Origin of the sequence: Paenibacillus planticolens (assembly GCF_013141725.1) — a bacterium.
Lineage (GTDB): Bacteria > Bacillota > Bacilli > Paenibacillales > NBRC-103111 > Paenibacillus_E > Paenibacillus_E planticolens.
This window is the reverse complement of the sequence record NZ_WHNZ01000045.1, coordinates 271,212-297,438: the sequence shown is the minus strand read 5'-3', so window position 1 is coordinate 297,438 and position 26,227 is coordinate 271,212. Positions and strand designations below refer to the sequence as shown.

General features: G+C 42.1%; 22 protein-coding genes. 19 read left to right on the top strand and 3 right to left on the bottom strand.

From position 1 onward, the window contains the following. Positions 1-341 precede the first annotated feature (341 nt). The 10 genes from GC097_RS22445 (at position 342) to trpB (ending at position 11,717) form a co-directional block, all read left to right on the top strand. Positions 342-872 (top strand): DedA family protein, encoded by a 531-nt coding sequence (locus GC097_RS22445; protein ID WP_171685603.1) that lies wholly within the window; start codon positions 342-344, stop codon positions 870-872. Positions 873-1,253: 381 nt separating this feature from the next. Then, positions 1,254-1,853, top strand: a complete 600-nt coding sequence (locus tag GC097_RS22440) for a hypothetical protein (protein WP_171685518.1) — start codon at positions 1,254-1,256, stop codon at positions 1,851-1,853. Between the two features lie 147 nt (positions 1,854-2,000). Then, positions 2,001-3,740 carry an ABC-F family ATP-binding cassette domain-containing protein gene (locus tag GC097_RS22435; protein ID WP_171685517.1) on the top strand — a complete coding sequence of 580 codons (1,740 nt, stop codon included), beginning with the start codon at positions 2,001-2,003 and terminating at the stop codon, positions 3,738-3,740. A 168-nt stretch (positions 3,741-3,908) separates the two neighbouring features. Then, complete coding sequence (locus GC097_RS22430; protein WP_171685516.1) at positions 3,909-4,871, top strand: phosphatidylinositol-specific phospholipase C/glycerophosphodiester phosphodiesterase family protein; 963 nt, start codon at positions 3,909-3,911, stop codon at positions 4,869-4,871. After that, complete coding sequence (locus GC097_RS22425; RefSeq protein WP_171685602.1) at positions 4,864-5,562, top strand: response regulator transcription factor; 699 nt, start codon at positions 4,864-4,866, stop codon at positions 5,560-5,562. The genes GC097_RS22430 and GC097_RS22425 overlap by 8 nt, the downstream gene beginning before the upstream one ends. Further along, the gene (locus GC097_RS22420) at positions 5,537-6,832 is read left to right on the top strand and encodes a sensor histidine kinase (RefSeq protein ID WP_216625854.1); all 1,296 of its coding nucleotides are present in this window, start codon (positions 5,537-5,539) and stop codon (positions 6,830-6,832) included. Before GC097_RS22425 ends, GC097_RS22420 begins: the two co-directional genes overlap by 26 nt. A gap of 60 nt (positions 6,833-6,892) precedes the next feature. Next, a complete protein-coding gene (locus GC097_RS22415) occupies positions 6,893-8,329 on the top strand; it encodes an AcpB/EbpR/MafR family transcriptional regulator (RefSeq protein ID WP_171685515.1) in 1,437 nt (478 codons plus the stop codon). Between the two features lie 152 nt (positions 8,330-8,481). Further along, the gene (deoD, locus tag GC097_RS22410) at positions 8,482-9,189 is read left to right on the top strand and encodes a purine-nucleoside phosphorylase (RefSeq protein WP_171685514.1); all 708 of its coding nucleotides are present in this window, start codon (positions 8,482-8,484) and stop codon (positions 9,187-9,189) included. Positions 9,190-9,191: 2 nt separating this feature from the next. Beyond that, positions 9,192-10,373 carry a NupC/NupG family nucleoside CNT transporter gene (locus GC097_RS22405; RefSeq protein ID WP_171685513.1) on the top strand — a complete coding sequence of 394 codons (1,182 nt, stop codon included), beginning with the start codon at positions 9,192-9,194 and terminating at the stop codon, positions 10,371-10,373. A gap of 183 nt (positions 10,374-10,556) precedes the next feature. Further along, positions 10,557-11,717, top strand: a complete 1,161-nt coding sequence (gene trpB / locus GC097_RS22400) for a tryptophan synthase subunit beta (protein ID WP_171685512.1) — start codon at positions 10,557-10,559, stop codon at positions 11,715-11,717. Positions 11,718-11,823: 106 nt separating this feature from the next. Here trpB and GC097_RS22395 read toward each other — a convergent pair whose 3' ends face one another. After that, positions 11,824-12,579, bottom strand: a complete 756-nt coding sequence (locus tag GC097_RS22395; RefSeq protein ID WP_171685511.1) for an SDR family NAD(P)-dependent oxidoreductase — start codon at positions 12,577-12,579, stop codon at positions 11,824-11,826. Positions 12,580-12,729: 150 nt separating this feature from the next. On the opposite strand from GC097_RS22395, the gene GC097_RS22390 reads away from it, so the two are divergent. From GC097_RS22390 to GC097_RS22375, 4 genes are all read left to right on the top strand, one after another. Continuing rightward, a complete protein-coding gene (locus GC097_RS22390; RefSeq protein ID WP_171685510.1) occupies positions 12,730-13,986 on the top strand; it encodes a helix-turn-helix domain-containing protein in 1,257 nt (418 codons plus the stop codon). Between the two features lie 93 nt (positions 13,987-14,079). Beyond that, a complete protein-coding gene (locus GC097_RS22385) occupies positions 14,080-14,535 on the top strand; it encodes a VOC family protein (protein WP_171685509.1) in 456 nt (151 codons plus the stop codon). A 215-nt stretch (positions 14,536-14,750) separates the two neighbouring features. Then, positions 14,751-15,212, top strand: coding sequence for a DUF8821 family protein (locus GC097_RS22380; protein WP_171685508.1), 462 nt, complete (start codon positions 14,751-14,753; stop codon positions 15,210-15,212). A gap of 126 nt (positions 15,213-15,338) precedes the next feature. Beyond that, positions 15,339-16,337 carry a DUF1835 domain-containing protein gene (locus tag GC097_RS22375; protein WP_171685507.1) on the top strand — a complete coding sequence of 333 codons (999 nt, stop codon included), beginning with the start codon at positions 15,339-15,341 and terminating at the stop codon, positions 16,335-16,337. Between the two features lie 22 nt (positions 16,338-16,359). Here GC097_RS22375 and GC097_RS22370 read toward each other — a convergent pair whose 3' ends face one another. Next, the gene (locus tag GC097_RS22370; protein WP_171685506.1) at positions 16,360-17,286 is read right to left on the bottom strand and encodes a helix-turn-helix transcriptional regulator; all 927 of its coding nucleotides are present in this window, start codon (positions 17,284-17,286) and stop codon (positions 16,360-16,362) included. 96 nt (positions 17,287-17,382) lie between these two features. Between GC097_RS22370 and GC097_RS22365 the strand changes: the two genes are divergently transcribed. Continuing rightward, complete coding sequence (locus GC097_RS22365) at positions 17,383-17,874, top strand: effector binding domain-containing protein (protein ID WP_171685505.1); 492 nt, start codon at positions 17,383-17,385, stop codon at positions 17,872-17,874. Positions 17,875-17,952: 78 nt separating this feature from the next. Here GC097_RS22365 and GC097_RS22360 read toward each other — a convergent pair whose 3' ends face one another. Then, the gene (locus tag GC097_RS22360; RefSeq protein WP_171685504.1) at positions 17,953-18,459 is read right to left on the bottom strand and encodes a DUF3189 family protein; all 507 of its coding nucleotides are present in this window, start codon (positions 18,457-18,459) and stop codon (positions 17,953-17,955) included. Between the two features lie 444 nt (positions 18,460-18,903). On the opposite strand from GC097_RS22360, the gene GC097_RS22350 reads away from it, so the two are divergent. From GC097_RS22350 to GC097_RS35055, 4 genes are all read left to right on the top strand, one after another. Next, positions 18,904-20,703 (top strand): sensor histidine kinase, encoded by a 1,800-nt coding sequence (locus tag GC097_RS22350; RefSeq protein ID WP_171685503.1) that lies wholly within the window; start codon positions 18,904-18,906, stop codon positions 20,701-20,703. Further along, positions 20,700-21,872 carry a response regulator gene (locus tag GC097_RS22345; RefSeq protein ID WP_171685502.1) on the top strand — a complete coding sequence of 391 codons (1,173 nt, stop codon included), beginning with the start codon at positions 20,700-20,702 and terminating at the stop codon, positions 21,870-21,872. The genes GC097_RS22350 and GC097_RS22345 overlap by 4 nt, the downstream gene beginning before the upstream one ends. Before the next feature lie 105 nt (positions 21,873-21,977). Then, positions 21,978-24,425: a hemoblobin-interacting domain-containing protein gene (locus GC097_RS22340; protein WP_171685501.1), complete on the top strand. Its 2,448-nt coding sequence runs from the start codon at positions 21,978-21,980 to the stop codon at positions 24,423-24,425. Between the two features lie 19 nt (positions 24,426-24,444). Continuing rightward, complete coding sequence (locus GC097_RS35055; protein ID WP_171685500.1) at positions 24,445-26,199, top strand: S-layer homology domain-containing protein; 1,755 nt, start codon at positions 24,445-24,447, stop codon at positions 26,197-26,199. Positions 26,200-26,227: the final 28 nt, after the last annotated feature.

The window sequence follows — 26,227 nt, the reverse complement described above, 5'->3', positions numbered from 1 at the left end:
AATGATGTCTCCTTGACCATTAGATTTGCCGCTTAACAATCGGCTGAGCCCAGTATGGCAAAGGAGTTGTCACACCAACAAGCTGCATTTCGTCATCCATGACATCCAGCCACTTTGAAAGCGTCATGTGACAATTCGGCACTAGGTTTATTGACAAGGGAGGCATTAAGATACTGAAAGGGCGGTGAATCATTCAGGAGACGAGATGCTTCACAGCGTACAAGGACAAGCCCGCCTCATTAACCTTTATGGAAAACGGGTTGACTTGGGGTGTGGATTTTCCGGTGGAGCACATGACAGTCTTCCTTGCCCAAAATCATTAGAACTGGAGTGTGAACATCATCGCTTTCTTACAAGATATCGTTATCCAATACGGTTATATTGCCATCTTCCTATGTCTTACGCTTGGCATTATTGGTTTGCCTGTGCCTGATGAGATTCTCATGATGATTGTTGGTTATCTTTCTTCAATTGGTCTGCTTTACTTCCCGGTAACCCTTGTGATCAGCGTCCTCGGGGCTATGTGTGGCATGCTGTGCAGCTACGCCCTTGGGCGGAAGTTCGGCAAGCCGCTGCTGTCGAAGTATGGAAAATGGGTCAAGCTCACGACCAAAAGGATAGAGAAAACAGAGAACTGGTTCGAGCGTTACGGCCCCTGGGCGATATGCGTCGGCTACTATATTCCTGGGCTCCGCCATCTGACTTGTTATCTGGCAGGGATAAGCGCCATGAACCCACGGAAATATATACTCTACTCGGGCTTGGGAGCCCTGTGCTGGTGTGCGATTTTTATTTCAATTGGGTATTTTCTAGGGGGACATATTAATTTTTCGGATTATCATGGTTCTATTTTCGGGTTGTTTTCCTCTTGAGAATAGAGGGCTTTCAAAAGAGCTAAGTCAAAATCTATTTGAATATTCGTCGTTAGAGTGATATGCTGAACCGTATCATAAGTAGCGGCAAGTTTTTTTGAAAGAAAGCTCGCAAGAGCCTGTATTTGCAGCATGCAGACCGTAAGGAGTGGGATAGGCCACTCTCTATGGAAAACAATGTGTAAACAGGCTTATGCGAGCTTTTTATTGTCTACAAAATTTAAAGATACCTGATGGTAGTGAATCAAGTTTAAACTGAAGGTAGATTGTCGCAACGGCTAGGATTTATTATTACTCAACTTCCGGTTCATTGAGCAAATCTTCCAGTTAGCAAGCGAGTAAACAGGGCGAAAACATAACTTTATAGTGGGAGTGTGAAATATGAAAAAAATATTATTGGTTTATATTATGATAATGTTGATGCTAGCATCGGCTTGTGGAAATGTTGAAATGACATCAAATCCAAATACTTCTAGTGAGCCTAAACCTGAAACGGATGAGTCTATTATTCCAAAAAACACATCCGAATATTGTACTGTAGAACGTATAAATTTGGATAGTGAAACTGAAAAATATTTCTATGGAACTTGGAAAGTTGAGAAGCTTTTAGGATTTGCAAATTCATATAATGATGCTTCTGAATATCCAACAGGGCAAAAATTTATTGGAGATGAAATTATCATCAAAAAAGACTTTTTTTCATCAAAAGGACTAAAAAACTATAAGAAATATCAATATGAACTAAAAAATCCATTATATGAGATTACAGCGGCATGCGAAAACTCCCTCTCTTTTTATAGATTATATAAAATAGATATCCCAGACTTAAATATAAATGATGTAGTAAAAGCAATAGTTATAAGTGACCCTTCTACAAAACAAAGCATACCTGTAAGTGTAAGTTTTTTTGTTGTTAATAACAACAGGCTTATCTTGTTATCAGAGGCAACTATTTTTGAGCTTAAAAAAATGACTGATTAAATAATATGTAAGAAGACCCATTCTGTAACCCAAAGGGATTGAAGTTGGTTGTAAACAGTGTTACTCTAACAACGGTAAACTCAAAGTCAATGTTTTGCAATACATCTAATAATAGTCACTATTTTAGTTATAAAGAAAGGTAATACTATGATAAAAGTTGAAAACTTATCCTTCTCATTTCCGCAAAAAGAACTATATAAAAACATTTCATTTACGCTTGAAGAGGCACAACATTGCGCTTTTATAGGAACAAGTGGCAGTGGGAAAAGTACATTGATCGATATACTGATGGATCCAGAAAGATATTTGTTCGAGGGCATGTTAGAAATAGATCCGACTTGCAAAATTGGGCATGTAAGTCAATTCTCACAACTAGATAAAACGAAAGAAACAACAGTTTTTGAATATATAGGGGAAGAATTTATTAAGATACAAAATGAAATAACATCTATTTGTACTGAAATGGAAACATCATCGGATATTGATTCGTTATTAGAAAAGTATCAATTAGCTTTAGACGCATTTGATTCAATCGGTGGGGAAGATTTTGAAAGCAACATTAATAAGAAACTAAATCTAGCAAACCTCATGAAGCTAAAAGATCTTAGGGTATCCGACCTGAGTGGCGGGGAATTCAAACTTATTCAAGTGATGAAGGAAATGCTGAGTAGTCCAGACTTAATCATTATGGACGAACCAGATGTATTTTTAGACTTTGAAAACCTAAATGCGCTTAAAAATCTTATTAATTCTCACAAAGGAATGCTGCTAGTCGTTACGCACAACCGATATCTCTTGAATCATTGTTTCAACAAAATTATACACCTTGAAAACATGGAGATCCAAGAGTTTGATGGGCGGTATATTGAGTATAATTTCTCATTACTTCAGACAAAAATTGAGTTGCAAGAAATCGCAGTCGCTGAACAAGAAGAAATTGAGAGATACGATAACATTATTGATAATCTTAGAGCTATCGCAACGTATAATTCAGAAGCATCTAGAGGTAGAGCGTTAAAAGCTAGAGTTAGGTTTCAAGAGAGATTGGAAGCGCGTAGAATTAAGGCACCATTTGTTGAAATTAAGCAACCGAATATCAGTTTCGGTATTGAGAATGAAATTGAAGACACCATTGTTGTAAATGTCAATAATTATAGTGTTACCTTTGATGAGTTGCTTTTAGACAATGTTAATTTTGAGATAAAATCTACGGATAAAGTAGCCATTATTGGTCCAAACGGTACCGGGAAAACGACTTTACTCCGAGATATCTTTAAAAATAATCATGCTTCAATTGAAATAAATGCTGATGTTAAAGTGGCTTATCTATCTCAGAATCAAGGAGAGGTGCTAAAGGATTCTAATACAATACTGGAAGAATTCATCGATGCTGGGTTTAAAACGTATGATGATGTTAGATCGTATATTTCAAACTATGGCTTTGAAGGAGAAATCGTTAATCAAAAGATAGAATCTCTATCTGGTGGAGAAAAAAATATGCTTCAATTGGCTAAAGTTTCTGCCAGTAAAGCAAACATATTGCTTCTTGATGAGCCGACAAGCCATTTAGACACCTATACACAAATAGCACTGGAGAAAGCCATTGAAGACTATAAAGGTGCGATTCTCATGATTTCTCATGATTTCTATTCTGTTGTAAATGGTATGGATTATGTTTTAATCATTGACGATAAGACGATTAGAAAAATGAGTATGCGGAAATTTAGACAGATGATTTATGCTAGTCATTTTGATAAAGACTATTTAGAAACTGAGCAAAATAAAAAATCGGTTGAAATGAAAATAGAATTGGCTTTAAAAGATACTAATTTTGAACTTGCAAAAGTATTGGTTGATGAGCTAGAAGGGCTGATTAAGTTGCTTTAAATTACAATTTCGATAACCCACACGTCTGGATTTATGAGAAGCCCATGCAATTACGCATGGGTTTATTCTATTTTCTATAAACTTCATACTTTTTTTCGTTTTTTCGCCAGTCCTCCTTAAAAACAGTCCTGTAACATGGCTTACAGGTATTATTAAGGAGGAAAACAAATGGTTAAGAAAACAGTATTCTTAAGCTTATTGATAACACTTACTCTTGTTTGGTGCGGATGGGGAGTTATCTGGTTCGGGAAGGAGAATCAGGCTTCCACCAGTCATAGTAGCAATTGGGAAGAAAATGAATTTATTGCACATGCATTAGGCGGAGTCGATGGTTCCAGCTATACGAACTCTTATGAGGCATTCCTATCAAACTATAACAGAGGGTATCGTTTATTCGAAGTAGATCTTTTGCAAACGACAGATGGGGAACTTATTGCAAGGCATGATTGGTCGCAGAAGTTACAGCGAGGTCTCTTAGATCAGCCAGGTCGTGTATTAACGATGTCGCAATTCGAGAGCTCACTTATACTGGGCAAATATCATCCGCTTGCATTACATGACATCTTACGATTGATGCAGAAATATCCTGATTTTAATTTGATAATCGATACGAAAGCAAATAGCAAAGAAAAAATCCAGCAACAATTTGAGTCTTTAGTAAATGAGACGCTTAGGACAGATCCTTCTTTACTAGAACGAATGATTCCCGAAATTTTCAGTTCCGAAATGTATAATATTGTAATGGGAATCTACCCCTTTCCCAATAAAATTTACTCGCTATACAAATCTGACGCTTCGGCAGCAAGTATAGTAAAATTTGTGAAGGATAATCATATTTCGGTCGTGGCTATGCCCACATACCGGGTATTCATCAACCCTAATCTGGTTCACTCTCTAAATGAGCTAGGGGTAAAAAGTTATGTTCACACAGTTGATAAAACACAAACCATGACATTATTACGCAGCTTCGGGGTGCATGGATTCTACACGGATCAAGAGGCTTCCCCGGATACACTAGCGCAAGCAACCGCTAACCCAAGCAATGTAAGTTTTCAGGGATATATCAACGCTGGTTTGGCGAAAATAAGCAGTATAAGTAAAATATTAATGAAGGTGAAAAAAAATAGCTAAAAATAATATTCTTATCGTAGATGATGAATTGGAAATCAGAGAAGCGCTCGTGATTTACTTAAAAAGCGACAGCGTTGAGGTCTTTACAGCCTCTAACGGTCTAGAAGCTCTTGAAATACTAGAAAAAGAAACAATCCATCTAATCATCATGGATTTAATGATGCCGCAATTGGACGGGATCAAGACTACATTTAAAATTCGCGAAAGTAAAAATATACCGATTATTATGCTTTCTGCCAAGTCGGAAGCTAATGACAAGATTCTTGGACTTAACGTAGGAGCCGACGATTATATTACAAAACCGTTTAATCCTTTAGAGCTAGTCGCGAGAGTTCGATCCCAGCTGCGAAGATTTACGAATTTAGGTGCATTTCAGATGACTGGGGACGAGATCATTCAGGTAAGAGGTTTGGTCCTAAATAAAAGCTCGAAGACCGTTGAGGTGGATGGCGAAGATGTCAGGCTGACCTCAAAAGAATATAAAATTCTAGAACTGCTGATGGAGAACAAGGGCCGGGTCTTTTCGATTGAACAGATTTATGAGAGGGTATGGAATGAGCCCATCTTAGCCTCGGAAAATACTGTCGCTGTGCATATCAGAAATATCCGGGAGAAAATTGAGATTAATCCCAAGGACCCGAAATACTTGAAGGTGGTATGGGGGATTGGATACAAAATTGAAAAAAAATAAATCAAAACGACGAGTCCCTATTGATCTTATAACAATATCTGTTGCGACCGTATTGTCGATTTGTGCTCTATCTCTGCGTTATTACTTTTACGTGGCTCAAGGAATTTCTGAATTTATACAAAGCTTTTTAGTAGCTACTGTTGTCTGCTTAATAGTGGGAAAGGCGCTTTTTCATTCGAACTATACACCTAAGCAACGTGAACTTTGGCGGGGGAGTGCGCTGGTGTACTATATTCATTTATGGAAAGGTGCGGTTAAAGACAGAAATATTACGCTTGCCATCATTATTATTTTTGTTTTAACAGCAATAGCAGGTATTTGTGGTTGGATAGCAGCAACTTATTCTAGTAGGTATGAGATGGTGTGGCTCATTCTCTACGAGGTGTTGTATATTCTGCTTGTTATTCCTTATACAATTAGCAGATTCAGGCGATTCATTGAGATTGTCAACGGGACCAAAGAAATCGCTGAAGGGAATATTCAATATACGATTCAAGAAACCGGGAGAGGCGCTCTTTCCAAGCTTGCGGGTTACATCAATAATATGAAGGTAGGGTATCAGAATGCACTAGATAGTCAAATTAAAGGCGAACGGTTAAAGACTGAGCTTATCACGAACGTGTCGCATGATTTGAAGACACCGCTTACTTCCATTATCAACTTCGTAGATTTATTAAAAAAAGAAGAGCTACATTCAGAAACAGCACAGTCTTACGTCCAAGTTCTAGATCGTAAAGCTTTAAGGCTCAAGCTATTAATTGAAGACCTGTTTGAGGTGTCCAAAATGACCAGTGGCGCGGTGGAAATGGATATTCAAACCATCGATGTGGCAACATTGCTGACGCAGGCCATTGCTGAATTCAGCACAAATGTTGGCGATGCTTCCATTGAGGTTCGTGTAAAAATAGCCAAATCGCCTATGTATGCGAATTTAGACGGAAATAAAATTTGGCGTGTATTTGAAAATTTAATTGGCAACGCTAAGAAGTATTCTCTTCCTGGCACCAGAATATATATTTATTTGGACGAATCTACAGATAACGTTTTATTCAAAATCCAAAATACAGCTGTCTATGAAATTGATTTTGCTGCGGAAGAGTTATTCGAACGGTTTAAAAGAGCGGACGAGTCCCGTCAGACAGAAGGTTCTGGACTAGGCCTCGCAATTGTCAAAAGTATCGTCGAGCTGCACAAAGGAGATATCAAAATCGAGATTCATGGCGATCAATTTAATGTAATCTTGAATTTACCCAAGAACAATTTGATATAAACTGCAAATAGACTTAAGCGTTGCCTAAACATTCAAATTGAATTGAAACAGGGTGGAAAAATGGATAAGGAATTTAAATTAGCTAGCCAACTATTAACGCTGCTGGATACGGAACAAAGATGGTTTACCTTAGCCGAAGTTGAAAAAAGTTCTGGTATCTCAGATAAAACAATCCGTAAGATGGTTGAGGAAATCAGCAAGCAATTGCCACCTAGTGTTACCATTGAAGTTTCTAGAGGAAAGGGAATATTTCTTCGACGTGATGGGCGAAGTGAGCCGATTAGTGAAGTGATTTCTTCTATGTTCAGACAAACCACCTTTTATAGGCTGATGAATGTGTTGTTTACGAATGTGGGTCGACTGTCCGTGGAGGAGCTTGCCGGGGCTATGTTTATGAGTACCTCGTCTTTGAAGAAACTGATTGTGCACTTAAATAATAATGATCTAAAAGCGTATAAGTTAAGCATTACTTATTCTACACCTATGATCAAAGGGAATGAAATGAATATTAGATATTTCTATTGGAAGCTATATTGTGATGCGTATGAGTTCACAGGATGGCCCTTTGAGAATGTCGATTTTGCTTATACAAATCAGTTAATCACAAATATAGAGAAACAGAAAAACATTGTTTATTTTATCAATTCCAAAAGGAAATTATCCTTTTTGTTGGCCATTGTTGTAGAAAGAGTTACGAAAGGAAAATATGTAAAAATCGACGAGAATAGTTACCCTTGGGGAAAGGGTTTTTTTTATTTACCAGTGAAAACCCTTGCGAAGAGTCTCGAAGAAAAGCACGCCATTGAATTTCCCGAAAGTGAAGTATTCTTTATGCAATCACTGGTTAGTCTCAGCCAATATCATTATTATGAAGGATCAGAAATAACGCCGATGAAAGAAATCGAATTATACAAAAGTAAAGAAGAATATCAAATGGGTAATCTGCTTCTAACGCTATTGGCAAAGGTATACCCCAACTTGGATAAGAAAGAACGATTTATTTTGGAGATCTACGAGTTCTTTGACAAGCTATTAATCGATAATGCCATTCCTGAATGGATGATGATTTCAAAAAGTAATTTAATTGCATATGTTCAAAAAGAGTGCCAGCCGATTTATCAAGAATTGCAAACCTGCATGCAAACGTGGAATAAAGCTTACCCTTCCATTTTGTATAATGATTTTCATTTAACCAAGTTAACCTTAATTGTTCGTTCAAGTTTGCGTTATAAAAGGAAGAGGGCCTTCTTAGTGATCGGGGAAGAATTTTCAATTCGTCATTACATAGCGGATTTGATAAAGAAGGAAATTGGGGAGCAGTTGATCATTAATACTTCCATCATGAAAGGGCTAACCGACGAAATGATGCAGCAAAATAATATTGATTTTGTCATCAGTAATATCCCGGTTGCATTAAAGACAGTGCCTGTTGTTATGATCTCTACAATCCCCTCCAAAAGGGATATAGACAATATTCGTCAAGAATTGCTCATATGATTTGACCAATTATTTTCCGTATCCTACGTAAGATTTTGGTCTAGTTTGCTAGGATAGAAAACCGTTATGCTCAAGGTAGTTCCGGAGCTGATTTTCTTGATGGAAGCGATTTCGGTAAACCAGAGTTTAACATGAAAAGTTGGAGGGAAAATATGAGTAGACATTTAGGCGCAAAAAAAGGAGAAATAGCGGACCGTGTTCTGCTTCCAGGAGATCCTTTGCGTGCAAAATTTGTAGCAGAACACTTTTTAGATGAAGCCTATTGTTATAACGAAGTAAGAGGCATGTATGGATATACGGGATTATACAAAGGTGTGCCGGTGTCGGTTCAGGGGACAGGGATGGGAAATCCATCGATGAGTATCTATACAACGGAATTGATTGTTGATTATGAAGTTAAGACATTGGTTCGCATCGGTACTTGCGGCGCGATGCAGGAAGAAATTAATATCCGCGATATTGTATTAGCTCAAGCCGTTTCTTCAGATAGTAACTATACGGAGAAAATTTTCCATGGATGTAATTATGCTCCTACGGCAGATTTTTCATTGTTAATGAAAGCCTATCAACAAGCACAAGGTAAGAATTTAAATGTCTTTGTTGGCAACATCTATAATTCTGATGAATTTTACCGTGAGACCTTAGATCGCCTTCACAAGTTTATGGATTTCGGCGTATTAGCGGTAGAAATGGAAAGCACAGCCCTTTATACTTTAGCCGCTAAGTATGATGTAAAAGCACTATCGATTTTGACAGTAGGCAGTCAGTTATTAACACAGGAACACTTAACTCATAAAGAGAGTGAACAATCCTTTTATGAAATGGTCGAAATAGCTCTTAACACAGTCATGGAGGGATAGAGATGCATTATTTAGTTTCTGTTGCCGGTCTGATTATTGTTCTATTACTAGCATGGCTTGCAAGCAACAATAAGAGCAATATTAAGTATCGTCCAATCATTGTAATGATTGCTATTCAGATTGCTTTGGGACTGCTTATACTAAAAACAAGCATAGGCGAATTTTTAATAAAAGGTTTTGCTGATAGTTTTGCAAAATTACTTCAATATGCCAATGAAGGTACTAACTTTGTTTTTGGCGGGATTGCCAATGAAGGAGCCTACACATTTTTCCTTTATGTTTTGATGCCAATTGTTTTTATGTCAGCATTAATAGGGATTTTGCAGCATTACAAAATATTGCCGTTCATTATCAAATATATTGGTTTGGTACTAAGTAAAATAAATGGCATGGGGAAATTGGAATCTTATAATGCGGTTGCAGCTGCAATTGTAGGACAAAATGAAGTATTTATTTCTGTGAAAAACCAACTTGGATCATTGCCAAAGCATCGCTTGTATACATTATGTGCGTCTGCAATGTCGACGGTGTCCATGTCAATTGTTGGTTCATATATGACAATGCTAGAACCTAGGTATGTAGTGGCTGCATTAATATTAAACCTTTTTGGCGGCTTTATCGTTTCATCTATCATTAATCCGTACGAAGTTAAGTCAGAAGAAGATATTATTGATGTTCAGGAAGAGGAAAAACAAACGTTTTTTGAGATGCTGGGCGAATATATTATGGACGGCTTTAAAGTAGCCATCGTAGTTGGGGTAATGTTAGTTGGTTTTGTTGGGATCATTGCTTTAATTAACGGGGTCTTCAGTGGCATATTCGGTATCTCGTTTCAAGGAATTTTAGGGTATGTCTTTGCACCCATTGCCTTTCTTATCGGTGTGCCATGGCATGAAGCCGTTAGCGCGGGTAGTATTATGGCGACAAAGCTTGTTTCGAATGAATTTGTTGCTATGCTTGACTTTGTTAAGATCAAAGACGGTTTAAGCGGACGTACGACAGCGATTGTCTCCGTTTTTCTAATCTCATTTGCTAACTTTGGTTCCATTGGTACAATCGTGGGTGCAGTGAAAGGGTTGAATGAAAAACAAGGGAATATTGTTGCTAGATTTGGATTGAAGCTGTTATATGGCGCCACACTTGTAAGCGTTTTATCTGCTATTATTATCGGAATTATATTTTAGTTGAATCACTTTTCTTTTGGAAATAGAGCCTCAATCAAAATGAGGCTCTATTTTGCAATATCCTTTTGGCTGATAGATTGGTTAAGATTATTTTGGATAAATATGGATGGGTTCCGCTGTGATTTATGGTAAGATGGATAGGTGTGGATGTCGATTCCTATTGAGTAATGGAGGCGCTTACTAATGGAGCAACAATTGCAGCAAGAGGGATATTTTGGAGAGTTTGGCGGCAGCTTTGTCCCGCCGGAATTGCAGGAAGTGTTGAGTTATTTGAGTGAGCAATTTTACAAGTTAAGAGACGACCCGGAGTTTAAGGAGGAGCTTCGCTATTACCTGAGCGAATATGTCGGCCGCGAGAATCCGCTGACGTATGCGGAGCGGCTGACCAAAGCTTGGGGAGGACCGAAGATATACTTAAAGCGCGAGGATCTTAATCATACCGGAGCACATAAGATCAATAATGCGATTGGCCAGATTTTACTAGCTAAGCGGATGGGTGCCAAGCGGATCATCGCTGAGACCGGTGCCGGACAGCACGGTGTTGCTACGGCAACGGCCTGCGCTATGTTTAATATGCAATGTGTCATCTACATGGGAGCTGAAGATACGCGCCGGCAGGCGCTTAATGTGTTCCGGATGGAGCTGCTTGGCGCGACGGTTGTACCGGTTAATAAAGGCCAAGGACGATTGAAGGATGCAGTAGATGAGGCGCTGGACGATCTGGTTCGTAATTATAAAAATACGTTTTATTTGCTCGGTTCCGCAGTTGGTCCGCATCCGTTTCCGACGATGGTCAAGCACTTTCAGGCCATTATTAGCGAAGAATCGAAGCGGCAGATTATAGAGAAAGAAGGCCGGCTGCCGGATGCGGTAGTGGCCTGCACAGGCGGTGGCAGCAATGCGATTGGTGCATTCGCTCACTACATCGACGAGCCAACTGTTCGCTTGATTGGCGTCGAGCCCGATCAAGCGCCGTCTTTAACTCAAGGCGTCCCGAGCATCATTCACGGCTTCAAGTGTTTAGTGCTGCTGGACGAAGAAGGTCAGCCGAAGAAGACTTATTCGATCGCCGCGGGGCTTGACTATCCGGGCATTGGGCCGGAGCATAGCCACATGAAGGTGACGGGCCGGGCTGAATATGCAACTGTCACTAATGAGGAAGTGCTGGCATCCTTCCAGGAACTGTCTCGCACGGAGGGGATTATCCCTGCCCTAGAGAGCGCGCATGCGATTGCATACGCGAAGAAGCTGGCGCCGACGATGGGGCAGGATCAAATTATTATTGTTAATCTGTCTGGCCGCGGGGATAAGGATGTCGAACAAGTGTATCAAATGCTTAAATAGAATTACGATGCCTGGAAAATAACGAAGTGCCCGTTCTAAGCCACCTCAGTGGCTTGAAACGGGCATTTTGATTTGTTAAACAATGTTGGTGAAGAAAAGGAACAATTTAGAGCGTCAACCCGCCGTCAACCAGTACGATGGAACCTGTCATGTAGCTGGCGCGATCGGAAGCAAGGAATGCGACGACTTCCGCCAGCTCGTCTGGCTGCGCATAGCGGCCCATACGCATATTGCCGACTTCCTCTGGTACGTAGCCGCCAGACATGAAAGCCTGCTCTACGCCTTTCGTAAGAGCTGTTTCGACGCCGCCCGGGCAAATGCCGTTGACACGGATGCCTTTCTTCACATATTCAATCGCCGCGCCCTTCGTTAGGCCGACAACCGCATGCTTGCTAGCGGAATAAGCGGAAGCGCTGTGCTCGCTCTTCACCCCCGCCGTCGAAGCGGTGTTAATGATCGTTCCGCTTTCTTGCTCCTCCATCACTTTTAAAACATATTTCATACCGAGGAAGACGCCCCGAACATTTACGTTCATAATCCGATCGAACTCGTTCTCGTCAATGTCAGCGAACTTCGAGAACTTCTGTACAACACCGGCATTATTGAAGAAAATATCGATGCGGCCGTAGGTATCAACCGCAGCCTTCACATAACGCTGAACATCCTCGCTTTTCGATACGTCAGCCTGTACGAAGATCGCTTCACCGCCTTGCTCCTGAATAAGCCGAACCGTCTCCTCGCCGGAGGTCTGGTTATAATCGACGGCGACGATCTTCGAGCCGTAGCCTGCCATTTTTAAGCTGCTTGCACGTCCGATGCCGCTTCCTGCGCCAGTAACGATAGCGATTTTATTATTCAACATAGTGATTCATCCCTTTCCATAATTGTAGCAGACATTCTCTGCATCCTTAGTGTAATACGCTTGCACAGCGGTTAATTGTATTAATCAACGATTTGTAGTACTTTTTTAACATACTATTGTTAACACGGATGGAATCCTATGGAGGTACGCATGAATAAGCTGTCGGAGCTGGCTGTCTTTGGCCGGCTTCTCAATGATGCTCTTCAACTGCCAGTCTTTATCATACATCCTGGTCGGAAAATCGAATCGGAATACGCTAATCGTGCGCTTCACGCGAGCCCGTACTTTGCTTCGATACGCGATCAACTTGCCGGTTACGCTTATGCGCTTTATGCTGCGGAGCAGCCGGTCCATTTTACCCGTTCCCGGCTTCAATATTTCTTTGTGAACGCGCTCGATGAAGACCGACTTGCGGGTACGCTCGTTGTTGGCCCATACTTGCACGAGACGCCGCGGGATAGCGAGGCGATGAATCAGCTCCATGCGAGCAACAGGAAGCAGCTTCTAGATTTGTATGAAGCTGTCCCTTTGGTAGCCCCGGAGCGTGCCCGGGCGGTGAGTCTGATGATCTACTATGCGATTCGCCGGAAGATTGTCGACCCTTCAGCGAATCTTCTGGCCGACGGCGTGCTGCTGCAGGAGCCGGTTGTGAAGAAGCAAGAACCGGATGCCGAGCTGTCTCGAAGCCGCCGCAGCGGCATGCTTCACGCTAACTTGTCGCATGAGCGTGTTATGCTGCACTACGTGCGCACAGGAGATAGGGAACGAATTAAGACTTTTGTTATGGAATCGATCATCGGCGAAGACGAGCTCGGTGTGTTGGCCAAGCGGAGTCGGCTTCGCAGCGAGAAGAATCTGATGATTACGGGAATCGCACTCATTTGTCGCTCGGCGATTGAAGGAGGTATGCACGAGGAAGATGCTTTTACGCTGAGTGATTTCTATATTCAGCAGTTGGAGGAGAAGGATACGCTGCAGGCGGTCAACGCTGTCATCATGGAGGCGCTGTTTGACTTTGTTGACCGCGTGGCGGAAGTCCGCCGTGGTCATTACTCGCCTGCCGTGCAGGATTGTCTGCACGAGATCGCCAACCATCTGTACGGAGACATTACGCTCGATCAGCTCGCAGAGCGCACTAATCTCAGCCCGAACTACTTATCGAGCCTGTTCAAGAAGGAGGTTGGTCTGTCGATTTCCGAGCATGTCCAACGCGAACGGATCGAGGAAGCGAAGAGGCTGCTCACGCTAACCGACTATCCGATCACCGACATCGCCGCATGGCTGAACTTTAACGACCAGAGTTATTTCAACAAGGTGTTTAAGAAATGGAAAGGGATGACGCCGAAGGCATACCGGCAGTCCGAGCGGCGCCCGGTGCAAAGCCATTCAGAACTAAGCCGTACCTGAAGAATGATAGAATTTATGAGGTAAAGATTCCCATTCTATAAATATGCAGGTATAATAAAGGTCGGATCATTGATATTACTAGGAGGTATTATAATGGAGTTACAAGGATTTTATCATGTAGGCATCGTAGTCTCTAGTTTGGAGAAAGCCGTCTCTTTTTACCGTGATATCTTGGGACTGGAAATGATCGTTGGACCGACCGACGCTTTTGAAGGAGAGGAAATTTCTCAAGGCCTCGGCGTTCCAGATACGCGACTGCGTGTGGCGTACTTAAAATCGGAAGCTAACGTCATCCAATTAATGGAGTTCGAATCGCCGAAATCTCCTGTAGATGCACCGCTTCCGTTACATTCTTTTACAACGACGCACTTCGGCTTCTATGTAAAGGATCTGGAACAAACCAAACAAGAACTGGAGTCGAAGGGAATCGAATTCTTCTCTCCGATCAATATTGTACCAGACTCTCTCACTACGGTAATTAATGCTCGTAAATGGGTAATCTTCCGAGATCCAGACGGAGTTATTATCGAATTGGTTGAAAGAGTATAACGTAGGTGCTTGAATAAACAGGTACATACGAAAAGACTAAGGAGCTGCACGAGCAGCTCCTTTTTATTTTTTCCGCGTTCAATGCAGAAAAACAACGAGTTTCATCATATCCAAATGTGAACGTTTATATTGAACCATTTTTGGTATAATATTTGGTAGATGGAGAAAAATAAATTTCTTTTTTTGAAAATAATGAGAGAAAACGAGGGATGGAAATGTCTTATATCGTTGATTTTAAAAATGTGTCTACGGTAGGTTTAGAATCTTCACCTGTAGCAGAAGCACTTGCTGGGTTACGTGCCAACGAAGCCCGTTACTTTATGACCAAATATAAACATGAATTTACGGTTGTTCCAGCTAGCGAAAGTCAGGAGAATCTTGATTATGTGAACCGCGTTTTGCAAGAGCGTGACATTGCGTTTGCGGCCAAACCTTTAGAGACGTCGCGTTTTCAAGTGGAAAATATCCTATTTACCTACGTCTTCTATGAGGATGGTCTTGGGATCAATGTCATGTATACGGTTGATGACCCTAAGAAGCGGGCCGTTGGTTTCAAGCTTTCTGAGGGGATGGAAGTACCCAAGGAGTTAGAAGGGAAGTTCAAGTTCGCTAGGCAGAAGTCTAAACTAGCCGGAACCATTCGAGGTTCGTTTTTTGTCATCAAAGGACAATACTAAGTAAGCAAAAGGGCCTCTATTCTGTTCGGTGGAATAGAGGCTTTGTTGGTTTGCTTGATCTGCAAGCAAAGCTTCAAATTCGTTAATGCATTCATGTTCAACGATCTATACGAAGGAGGAGTATCCATGCTCCATATAGTAAACGGAGATCATGTCGGCGATAAGTTGAGGCAGGGAAATATTCGCGGAGATATCCTGGTCTGGCGAGAAGTGTATCCGGTAGGTCCGGTATTCGTTGAAATGGGCGAGCCCGGCCAAAGGTCGGCAAGAGCGGAGTATTTGGAGAGAACCATGGGCATTCCGAGAGATGACTATGTGACAAAGTGTAAGTCGCAAGAACAGATTCTGGAGAACTTCCACAAATACGATGAGGTTGTGCTATGGTTCGAGCATGATTTGTTTGACCAGCTTATGCTAAGTTATTTGTTGCATTGGTTTTCAAAACGGGCACAAGGACGTACAAAGCTGAATTTACTGTGTGTCGGCGACTATCCGGGAATTGATTTGTTTCGAGGACTGGGTCAGCTGACAACCAAGCAGTTGGAAGCATTGTCGGGTACGTGGCAGAGGATCGGACAGAAGGAGCTTGAGACGGGCAGTGCAATTTGGGAGGCGTATGCCTCCCCCGACATAGAACGACATGTTGAGATTTTGCATCAAGACACATCGGCGCTGACCTTCGCTCACGCGGCACTTGACATGCATGTATCCCGCCTGCCCTCCATAATGAATGGGCTGGGAATTGTTGAGCAGACAATCGTGGATCTTATCCAGCATGGGGTAAATACCCCGCGCGAGCTGTTTCAAGAGGTCGGGAGCCGCTTAAGTCTGCTTGGAATGGGTGATTTGGAATTTTGGTATCGATTAAGGGGGATGTCGGAACGACCGAGTGCCCTATTAGAGATACGGGGGCCTCATACTTTTCCTGATTATCGCAAGCAAACTACCCCATCCTTTGAAAATTGTGAAATTTCATTAACGGAACTAGGGCTGGAAGTAGCCGCGGGAGTAAAGGACTGGGTGAAACTGAAGGGAATGAATGAGTGGTATGGCGGTCTGCGGCTGCATGGTGAATTAACATGGCGCTGGGACCCAGCGAGAAAACAGTTAGTTCATATGGCATGAACTTATACTTGTTCTTCCATAGTTAAACCGACGAGTACTTAGCCAGAATTCTACGAACATAGTCCCTGAAACCATCCCGCACCTCAGAGGGTCCTACAATTTCACATTTATCTCCAAACCTGAGCAGCGTGTCGTAGCCAAATTCATTGTGAATGATGGGATACGCTGCTAAGCAAGTATCTCCCTCTACGCTTATTACATGTCTTTCGCCAAATCGTTCGATCACTTTATCCATCATGGATAGGTGAATACGGATCGTAACCGAAATCCAATTTTGATTCATCCAATCCGCCCCATCCATCGGCAGCGGGGAGAAGTCTCTCGGCGTAAATGTTGCTTGCAAAACTTGCAGCTTGCTCATACGAGCTAGTTTGAATATCCGATAATCCATTTTTTCAACACAGTAGCCTTGCAGATACCAACTGCTTTCTTTGAAAACAACCCGATAAGGTTCGATCTTTCTGGAGCTAACATGGCCTGCCGTATCAACGTAATCAAAGGTCAAATATCGTTCTTCATTCAAGGCTGTTTCTACGTAACTTAGCAGAGAGCGCAACGATTCATTCCCCTGATTTAATGATAAATCCACAACAAACTTTCCTTCCGGTATCGAAGTTCCGCCGTCATGAGCGATGGCGCTCAATTTCTCCAGCACATGGACGATCTCTTTATGGTTAAAAAGTTTCTTATAGCTCTTCAAGCTGGTCACTAGCGTTTGAATGTCGTTGCGTGTGAACAACTTCTTGTCTACTTTATACGATTTCATGAGGCCAACGCCGCCTGTTGCTCCTTGTTGGGTGAAGATGGGAAGCCCAGCAAGTGTTAACGTATCAATATCGCGGTAGATGGTTCTTCTGCTAATTTCAAGTTTTTGAGCCAGTTCTCTAGCGCTTATGACCTCATGTTCCAATAGAATGACAATCAGCGCAATCAAACGATCGATTTTCATGCCGCACCTCCACTTTAAGTATGCCACACTGTTGTCATATTTGACATGCTACGATACAGATGTAGGTAAGATCAACAGATTGGGAGGCAGTTGAACATGAACAATTTTAAAGTAGAGAAAAAAGGACCTTTTCGAATCATCGGATTCAAAACGGTTTTGACAGGTGGGACAAGCATCCACTCGCCACATTTTTCTAGCCAAAAAACAACGTTTTTTAAAAGTGCGATTGACAACGGACAAATGGCAGCACTCCGACCCTTGGCAGAAGGTCCGTATGGCTACGCTGTTGTAGCCAAGGAGGGTGAAACCGTGTGTTATTACCCAGGCGTCCAATCTTCTCAGGCTTTGCCGGCTTCTGCCGAAGAAGTATGGTTCCCGGAGAGCGAGTATTTGATTCTATCGGGCAGCGGCGGTTTGTCGCGTCTGGCTTTTGATAAGCTGGAGGATCAGGCATTTGGCACCATCTTAACCGATACCTTTGAGTGGGAGTATTCCGGTACTCCAGTCGCGGAAGTTCTGCTGAATGGAAATCCGGTAGACGCGGAAGTGGAAGTGTGGGTGCCTGTACAAAAGCGGAATAATCGGTAAGTAACGAGTCTTCTCTATAGAGCAAACAAGCTGACACCGATGGAGTATCGGTGCCAGCTTGCAGCTTGATCTTAACCATTATTTGAATTCTTTATTATCCAGCATAATTAATTGTGAACTTGAGGTTTTTGCGGCTTGCTTGGTATGGTGAACGAGATGAATAATGTCTTGATATGCTTGTTTGGCCCCTATAACCAATAAAGGCACGCCTAGAAAATCAATCTTTAACCATCGCGAAAGCATCCCTCCGCATGTCATCGTGAAAGGTACGGTCGGAGACGTATTCGATAAAATAATTTTTTCGTCGAGTGCCTTTTCTTCAATCAACATATCGATCAGATTAAATATACCGGGAACTAAAATTTTTGACCTGCCTCGGCCCATAGTATATACCTTATTCCCATCCTCATCCTTCCCGTGGAAGTACAGCTTTCCTCTGTCCTTATACACCAATTTATTAAAATTGTGAGTATTCAATATGTCACTCTTCGAGGGCTCGCGAGTTTCGTCTAACTTCTTCAGATGATAAGCGGCGGCTAGAGAGGTAGTATGTGTTCCACCGAAATCATTATAAATATAAATCATCTTTAACCCACCCCATTCGATAACATGTAAGACTTTATTACAATTATCCCCCATATTGAAAAAACCAACCGTACACAGGCACTAAGGCATCCCCCATTCGGGGGATGTTTATATTGCGATAATAGTTCTAAAATAGGACGAGAAATGTCGGTATTTGTCTCTTTTATGATGGGATAAAAGCTATTCTGTACTAAACATGGACAAAGCCATAGGAGAAAAATGCGGCAAGTGTCATGACAATAAGTGAAATGCCGGCAATTAAAGCAGATGTTCGCTGATTGGATTGTTCTTTTACTGAAATAGCCATAAGATAGCCTCCTGTAAACATTTTTATTTTCATTTTAATCAGGAGGAGTATGACGGTCATTGACTTAAATCAAGGGCATGTAATCTTTACATAGAAGATGGAAAATGAAGGATTCATTCCTGTATGGGGGATTCACCATGAGCTACAACTTATATTTATCAGTAATCCTGCTAGCAGCAACCTGCTGCTCACTCATCATATGCTATTTCTGCTGGAAAAAAAGAGAACTGCCAATCGTCAAAAGCTATGGCTTGGGTATATTGGCTAGTTCATTCTATACATTTGGCTATGCTTTCGAAATGATCAGCCCGAATTTGGATCAAATCCGATTTTGGCTGCGAATTGAATATATCGGTATTCCTTTCGGCACTGCTCTTTGGGTTATTATGGTGCTTCAGTATACAGGCCGACAATCCTGGGTTCGTTGGTGGGTTGTTGCGCTGCTGTTGGTGATTCCGACGATTACATTTGCAGCTCATTATACGAATGAGTGGCATCATTTGTTTTACAAGAGTATGACGTTGGATGAATCGGAAGGGTTCCCGCTGGTTGCCTTAGTTAAAGGACCTTTATATAAGCTTCATGTCGCCTATAACTATGCTTTTTTTATAATAGGCACGATTTTAATGATTCAAATGTTTCGTAGAGCGACACCTCGGATGAAAAAACAAATAGCCATGATGATCATAGGATCTTGGGGACCTTACGGTTTTACGTTGGTTTATTTATGCGGGTTGTCCTACCCCATTGATATATCTCCATTTGGATTTGTGATCTCGGGCATATTCTATTTGTGGGGCATTTATCAATTTAATATGTTGAGATTAGCCCCTTTGGTGCTGCAAAAGGTGTTTGCAACGATGCAGGATGCCGTTATGGTATTTGATATGGATCATACGCTAACTAGTTTTAACCAGTCGGCAATTAAAGTCATTGAAGGCATCAGTCCTAAATGGATTGGGCAGTCTGTGGTTCAAGTGTTTGACCAATATCCCGAGCTGCTTGAGAAAGTAGTAGAAAGCCCATCCAGGGAAGGCAGAGTCCAAATTTCAAGTCAAATGGATACCCAATTTTATCATGTTCATATGTCTTATATTAGCGATACCCATCAAAAGCCCGTAGGTAAAATGCTTCTATTAAGCAATGTAACGGAAACGGTTCGTTCAGAACAAAGACTGCTTGATAATGCTAGACAGTTGAGTGAACTCAATACGTTCAAGGACAAGATGTTTAACGTAGTTGCTCATGATATTCGTGATCCCTTGGCCGTGCTCGTCAACTTAATGGAGCTTATGGAGGAGGAGAACCAGGATGGCGGCGAGGATCATCGGGAAATCCTGCACGAGATGGGCCAGCAAATCAAGAACACGTTTACACTGGTAGAAAGTTTGTTAGACTGGTTTCGGAGCCAAAGGGAAGGCATGGTTTTTAATCCTGTCGAATGGGACCTGGCTCATGTGGTCCAGAGCCATTTGCAGTTATTGCAGGTTCGCAGCGAGAGTAAGCATATTCAATTGGTATCCGAAATACCCAAGGATACGTTTGTGTATGCCGACAAGGAAATGCTTGATTTGATTATTCGAAACCTGCTGTCGAATGCGATTAAATTTACAGACGCCGGGGGCAGCATCCGGTTAAAAGCAAACCGCACAGAGGATAAAATGATTGTGTCTGTAAGCGATACAGGAGAAGGAATTCCTTCAGAGCAAGCTGGCACATTGTTAAAAGAAACTTATCCGATTTCCTTGACCGGAACAGCCGGAGAGCAGGGTGTCGGTCTGGGACTTACCTTATGCAGAGAATTCGTTCGCCTAAACGGGGGAGAAATTTGGTTTGACCGCACATCTGTGCAGGGGAGTACCTTTTACTTCTCTATCCCTACTCCTGCTGAAGCTTCACTCGTACGGCCAGACAGCGTGAAAGGAGAAGGAAGATGAAGGCTATTATAATCGATGATGAAAAAGCGATGCATCTGATTATGAAGAGGATGCTTGCCAAGGTCAGCGCTGTCGAAGTCGTGGCAAGCTTCTCGGAGACGGCAGCGGCATTCACCTATTTAACGAAGCATGATGTGGATATGATCTTTGTAGATATTAGTATGCCACGGGAGAATGGTTTGGAGTTTGCCCAACGGGTAAGGGAGAGCGGCAAAGAAACGAAAATCGTTTTTATAACATCCCATAAAGAATACGCGCTGTTTGCTTTCGATGTCTACGCTTTTGACTATATCGTGAAACCCGTTGCACAAGAACGACTTTTCAATACGATCCAAAGGGCACTTGCAGAAAAGCGCCCAGAGCGTTTGCAGCAAGCGGAGCAGGAGCCTAAGTCCAATGAAGTCAAATTCAACTGCTTAGGTGAAATCGACATTCAAAGCACACAGGGGACGAGGGCCAAATGGAAATCAAGCAAAAGTGCGGAGCTTTTTGGATATCTGCTTATCCATAAAGGGAGGCGTGTCTCAAGAGCGAGGCTGATTGAAGATATGTTTGGCGGCATGCCGCAAAAGAATGCCGAGATTTATTTGAATACGACCGTCTATCAACTGCGCAAGGTGTTGGATTCGTTTGGAGTAAAGGAAAGTTTGTATTCGGACAGCAACCATTACGCGCTCAGTATTAGCCAGGTAAAAGTAGATTTTCTAGCGTTCGAAGAGGGCTGCAGACAATTATCCGTGATTGATGAGACAACTATCGAGCAGGCGATTGAGCTTGAACGGCTATATACGGGTGATTTGTTTGGAGATCGTGCCTTTGCTTGGTCATGGAACGAAGCCGAACGCCTATCGCTTCTGTATACTTCTTTTACCCAGAAATTATGTGCTGCCTTATTAAACAGGGGCGAGACGAATGCCGCGATCCGACTATTAATGAAGCTCAGAGTGCATAACGAGCTGGATGAAGAAGCCTTTATGCTGCTTATGAAGGCATTCGCTGTGCAGGAGAACACAGAGGCTTTGACCCGGCAATATTTGCAATATGAAGAAACATTGCATAAAGAAATCGGAATCAAACCTTCTCGTGAAGCTTCTGAGTTATACGCACAGCTTCTTTCGGGTCTGGATTTGTCATATAGGAAGAAAATGAGACAGAGTCCTGACAGGTAGGGCTCTTTTTTTTGTCGAAGTTTGTCATTTTGCCATCATTGGGGGGAGATATACTTGTCTTTAGCTTGATTTTATACCTAATACAAATAGGAGTGAGGAATTTACATGGTAAGTAATGATCTAAAAAGTAAGCCGAGCTTTATGGGAATTGTATCAAAAGTAATGGCAATCGTGATGACCTTCATGATGGTTTTTACGATTTCACCTGTTGAGGGTTATGCTTCACCCGTAACGGCTGATCCGTTAACTTCGGCAACAGCCGATGTAAGTAATAACAATACGACGGTAACTGTTACATTTAACACATATGCAGCTCCAACGATTGATTTAGCTGATTTAAAGTCGAATATTCAAATTAAGCGTTCCGTTTCCGGTTCGTTCGTTGATCTTTCAGCGGATAATGGAAACAATGTCATCCATATGACTACGGAGGGCGCGTTGGTCATTACGTTAGGTGCTGAACTTACAGGTACGGCCAACGCCATTAAGGTTAAAGCCGGCTCCATCAGGAATGAGGACCTTGTGACCTCGAATGCCGATGTGACAGTCTCGGGTATCGCCGCGAAGGATATTACCCCTCCTGCTTTTACAGGCGCTGAGTCCCGAAATGGCGGGGATGTATATTTGAGTTTTGATGAAGATTTTTCGATTAATGCCCCTGTTGACGCAGATAGCGAACAAATCGAAACGTTTTTGAAAAGTAACATCAGTGTTGCGGCGGATGGAGTGAATTTTGTACCCGTTTCGGCGCATCAGGGCAATTTTCGTCAAAATGGTTCGAGAACCATTTATTTAAATTTTTATAACGATATGAAAGTCATCCTGGGCACGAATACGATTATTAAAATTGCAAGCGGCACTATAAAAGACTCAGCAGGTAACGCCAATGGAGAAATGAATTTACCTGTCAGTCCTCCAGTTATCCTAAGCACGGAAATTAGCAGTGATAATCATGATGTAACCATTACCTTTAACGAGGCTGTTGTTGATCGTACAGAGGATTCACTAAGAAATCGGATATATGTCATCAGAGGCACCAATTCGGAATGGAAAGGTTTGGTCGCAGGAGACACGGTATCCATTAATTCCGCAAAGCTGCAGATCCATTTCAAAGAGGCCTTATCAGGGGCGAACAATCAAATTGTGATTGGTGGAGGAATGATTGCGAATCGTTATGGAAATGTTGAAACGGCGGACAGATTAACCGCTTTGATTCAAGCCAACGTTGGCGGTGATTACCCAATCCCGGCAGATACGACACCTCCAAAGTATTTGTATGCCTATATTTCTAATGCACAGGATTTGAATATTGTTTTTGATGAAGATGTACAAAATGCTTATGATACTGACGCGCAATTTCTACAAAGTGTACAGTGGTATCGCCCTAATCAATGGTTCAACGGCTTACCTTCAGATGCTACGTTAACCTTCTCGGGTCACGTTGCAACCATTCATTTCGCAACGTCATTGACAGGCTATCCCTATTATCATTTTACTTTCTACCCTAATCATTTTAAGGATACAGCCGGAAATGTAAACACGGATTATGTTTACGCTAATTGGATGAACCCTCAAGATACAGTTCTTAATCTTAACAACGGCTACTTTTCGCATAATGGTCGTTGGATGAGTTTGCAGTTTAATTCCAACACAGATCTAGTAGACCAGACCGTTGTCGATGGGGTATCCCATTTAAAAGAGAAAATAACCATTTCTACGGACCATGGTTCTAGCTACACAGCTTTGGGTGCGCTGGATGTTGTTATGGTTCAAGGAAATAGAATAACCGTATTCTTCCACGATGCCAAAAAGGTAGGTTCAGTACAAATCAAAATTACTGAGAACGTGGTTAGCGACTTATACGATTCTAAACGGAATGAAGCATTGGATGAGGAAGTTGCCTACAACACTCCTGACATTACAGGATACGTATTCAGCAATGTCGCAAGTGATTTCATATTCGAGGACAATGCGGAATGGAGAAGCAAAGTTAAAGTCGTCAGAGTATCCGATGATGACCTGGAAACGGATAGACAATTGAACTTGGAAAGCAACGATTACACCCTAACCGAAGGCAAGCTTACTATTAGCAATGGGGTATTCCAAAAAGGTCATTATTACTATATTTCAGTAGATGCTGAAGGTTACAGCACCAAATATTTCGAGGGCAGAGCCTACCAGCCATCTGAAATATTTTATATGACAGCGCCGGTGGTGACCGCAAAGAATGGAATTACAGCAACGATCAATTTGGTTAACAATGCTAGAAATAATAATAGCACGATTGGCAATCAATCCGTCGTTTTCGAGTTATTCAATGGTTTGACACCGATCAGTATTGTTGCAGCGAATTTACGGGTTGATACAGGTACATACTCTGCCAACTTCAATGTAAGCGATGCTGCTACGAATCCTAATTTTAAGGTTAAAGCTTATATCGTTAGTAAGTATAGCAACGATTCAACGAATCTCGGAGTAAACCTGGCTACCGTAAAGACGCAGCTGGAACTGGATCAGGCCATCAGTAAAACCGAAAGTAATAATAACAATTAGAAAAATAAGTAGCACGAAAGTGAGGAATAAAAAAGTGAACTTACGCAAGTTAAGTTTAACGATGCTTGCCGCACTTTGTTTATCGCTCTTGCCTGCAGGGGTGTTTGCAAGCGGCGCAGCGGTTACATTGAACTCAGTAGCATCTATTCAACCCGGCGGTTCTGTGGTTATCTCCGGTACATCCACGCTGAATGAAGTGATTATTCAAGTACTGCGTCCGGCAAACAGCACTCTGTATTACGATATTGTTCAGGTAAGCAGTGGGGAGTTTTCCAGTTCATTCACTTTAGCCAGTAGTGAGTCAGTTGGAACCTATAAGGTTATCGCTGGACAAGCCGACCAAGTGGATACAAAGGATCTGGTAGTCAAAGCGGCAGATATTCCTGGCGGTGGCGGCAATAACGGCGGCGGTGGCAATAGTGGCGGCAATGGCAATAGTGGTGGCAGTGGTCCTAATGGAACTATTAAAGCACCCGGTAAGCCAGTCACTCCAGCACGAACGAATGCGGAATCCGTTCAGGTCAACACTAGTAAAAATGTTGCAAAATCCACAGCAGCAGCCGATGGTCATGTAAGGACAACGGTTACTCAAGACGATTCAGCTCTGGCTGATGCTTTATCCAAAGCAGCCAAACAGGATAATCATGGAGATGCTCCTATTGTTTCGATTCCTTTTGATAATGCTGTTGGCGAAGAAGTTGTGTTTCATGTTTCGTCATCTATATTAGCTGACGCTGCGATGACTGCGCCAAATACAATCGTTTCATTTCAAACCAATGATGGGGAGTATTCATTACCCCTTAGTGTCATTGACTTTGCAGCTATCGCGCAAAGCCTAGGCACTACAGCAGATAAGATAAGTATCCAAGTAAGCATCATTCCGGTAGCTGCTGATATAAATGCTAAAATCAAAGCAAATGCGCGGGATATTACGGCTACCCAATTAGGAAGTGCAATTGATTTTTCCGTTACTGCAACAGGAAATGGGAAGACAATGGAGTTAAATAATTACGGATCGACTTATGTGGACCGGAATATAGAATTGGTGAATCCTGTTGATGACACTCATGCAACAGTCGTCTTGTACAATCCGTCAGCAGACCCGTTTTCTTTCGTACCTGCAGTCTTTGTAAAGCAAGAAGATGGCACTATAAAGGTTACAATCAAGCGGAACGGAAACAGTGTCTATACCGTCCTTAGTTCAACTAAAACGTTCACTGATATTAGCAAGCATTGGGCAAAAGCGGATGTTGAGCTGCTTGCTTCCAAGCTAATCGTAAAAGGTGCGACGGATACCAGCTTTTCCCCTGACAGCAGCATTACAAGAGCGGAATTCGCTGCCTTATTAGTTCGCTCTTTGGGTATATCGTTAGATGCAGAGCCAACTACCTTCACCGATGTAAAATCCAGTGATTGGTTTGCCGGTGCCATCAGCGCAGCTGTTAAAGCAAAGCTGGTTGACGGTTTTAAAGATAACAGCTTTAAACCCAACGATGTAATTACTCGTGAACAAATGGCTGTTATGGTATCACGAGCTATTACTGCAGCAGGAAAGGCAAGCCGCGTTTCTGATAAGCAAAATGATATTTTAGCTAAATTTCAAGATAACGGATCCATTAGCAGTTGGGCACAATTGGCGGTAGCACAATCTGTTGATGCAAAAATCATTACAGGTATGACAGATGAGACATTCGTCCCTTCAGCAAATGCCAGCCGGGCACAAGCGGTTGCCATGCTAACAAGACTGCTTAAATATGCTGGTTTTATTAATTAATGTCTTAAAGAGCGTTAACCTTCGGGCT

What these genes read in the sequence shown, in the direction of transcription:
- GC097_RS22440 (WP_171685518.1), top strand. Translation starts at nt 1,254, where the DNA reads ATGAAAAAAATATTATTGGTTTATATTATGATAATGTTGATGCTAGCA.
- GC097_RS22435 (WP_171685517.1), top strand. Translation starts at nt 2,001, where the DNA reads ATGATAAAAGTTGAAAACTTATCCTTCTCATTTCCGCAAAAAGAACTA.
- GC097_RS22430 (WP_171685516.1), top strand. Translation starts at nt 3,909, where the DNA reads ATGGTTAAGAAAACAGTATTCTTAAGCTTATTGATAACACTTACTCTT.
- GC097_RS22415 (WP_171685515.1), top strand. Translation starts at nt 6,893, where the DNA reads ATGGATAAGGAATTTAAATTAGCTAGCCAACTATTAACGCTGCTGGAT.
- deoD (WP_171685514.1), top strand. Translation starts at nt 8,482, where the DNA reads ATGAGTAGACATTTAGGCGCAAAAAAAGGAGAAATAGCGGACCGTGTT.
- GC097_RS22405 (WP_171685513.1), top strand. Translation starts at nt 9,192, where the DNA reads ATGCATTATTTAGTTTCTGTTGCCGGTCTGATTATTGTTCTATTACTA.
- trpB (WP_171685512.1), top strand. Translation starts at nt 10,557, where the DNA reads ATGGAGCAACAATTGCAGCAAGAGGGATATTTTGGAGAGTTTGGCGGC.
- GC097_RS22395 (WP_171685511.1), bottom strand. Translation starts at nt 12,579, where the DNA reads ATGTTGAATAATAAAATCGCTATCGTTACTGGCGCAGGAAGCGGCATC.
- GC097_RS22390 (WP_171685510.1), top strand. Translation starts at nt 12,730, where the DNA reads ATGAATAAGCTGTCGGAGCTGGCTGTCTTTGGCCGGCTTCTCAATGAT.
- GC097_RS22385 (WP_171685509.1), top strand. Translation starts at nt 14,080, where the DNA reads ATGGAGTTACAAGGATTTTATCATGTAGGCATCGTAGTCTCTAGTTTG.
- GC097_RS22380 (WP_171685508.1), top strand. Translation starts at nt 14,751, where the DNA reads ATGTCTTATATCGTTGATTTTAAAAATGTGTCTACGGTAGGTTTAGAA.
- GC097_RS22375 (WP_171685507.1), top strand. Translation starts at nt 15,339, where the DNA reads ATGCTCCATATAGTAAACGGAGATCATGTCGGCGATAAGTTGAGGCAG.
- GC097_RS22370 (WP_171685506.1), bottom strand. Translation starts at nt 17,286, where the DNA reads ATGAAAATCGATCGTTTGATTGCGCTGATTGTCATTCTATTGGAACAT.
- GC097_RS22365 (WP_171685505.1), top strand. Translation starts at nt 17,383, where the DNA reads ATGAACAATTTTAAAGTAGAGAAAAAAGGACCTTTTCGAATCATCGGA.
- GC097_RS22360 (WP_171685504.1), bottom strand. Translation starts at nt 18,459, where the DNA reads ATGATTTATATTTATAATGATTTCGGTGGAACACATACTACCTCTCTA.
- GC097_RS22350 (WP_171685503.1), top strand. Translation starts at nt 18,904, where the DNA reads ATGAGCTACAACTTATATTTATCAGTAATCCTGCTAGCAGCAACCTGC.
- GC097_RS22345 (WP_171685502.1), top strand. Translation starts at nt 20,700, where the DNA reads ATGAAGGCTATTATAATCGATGATGAAAAAGCGATGCATCTGATTATG.
- GC097_RS22340 (WP_171685501.1), top strand. Translation starts at nt 21,978, where the DNA reads ATGGTAAGTAATGATCTAAAAAGTAAGCCGAGCTTTATGGGAATTGTA.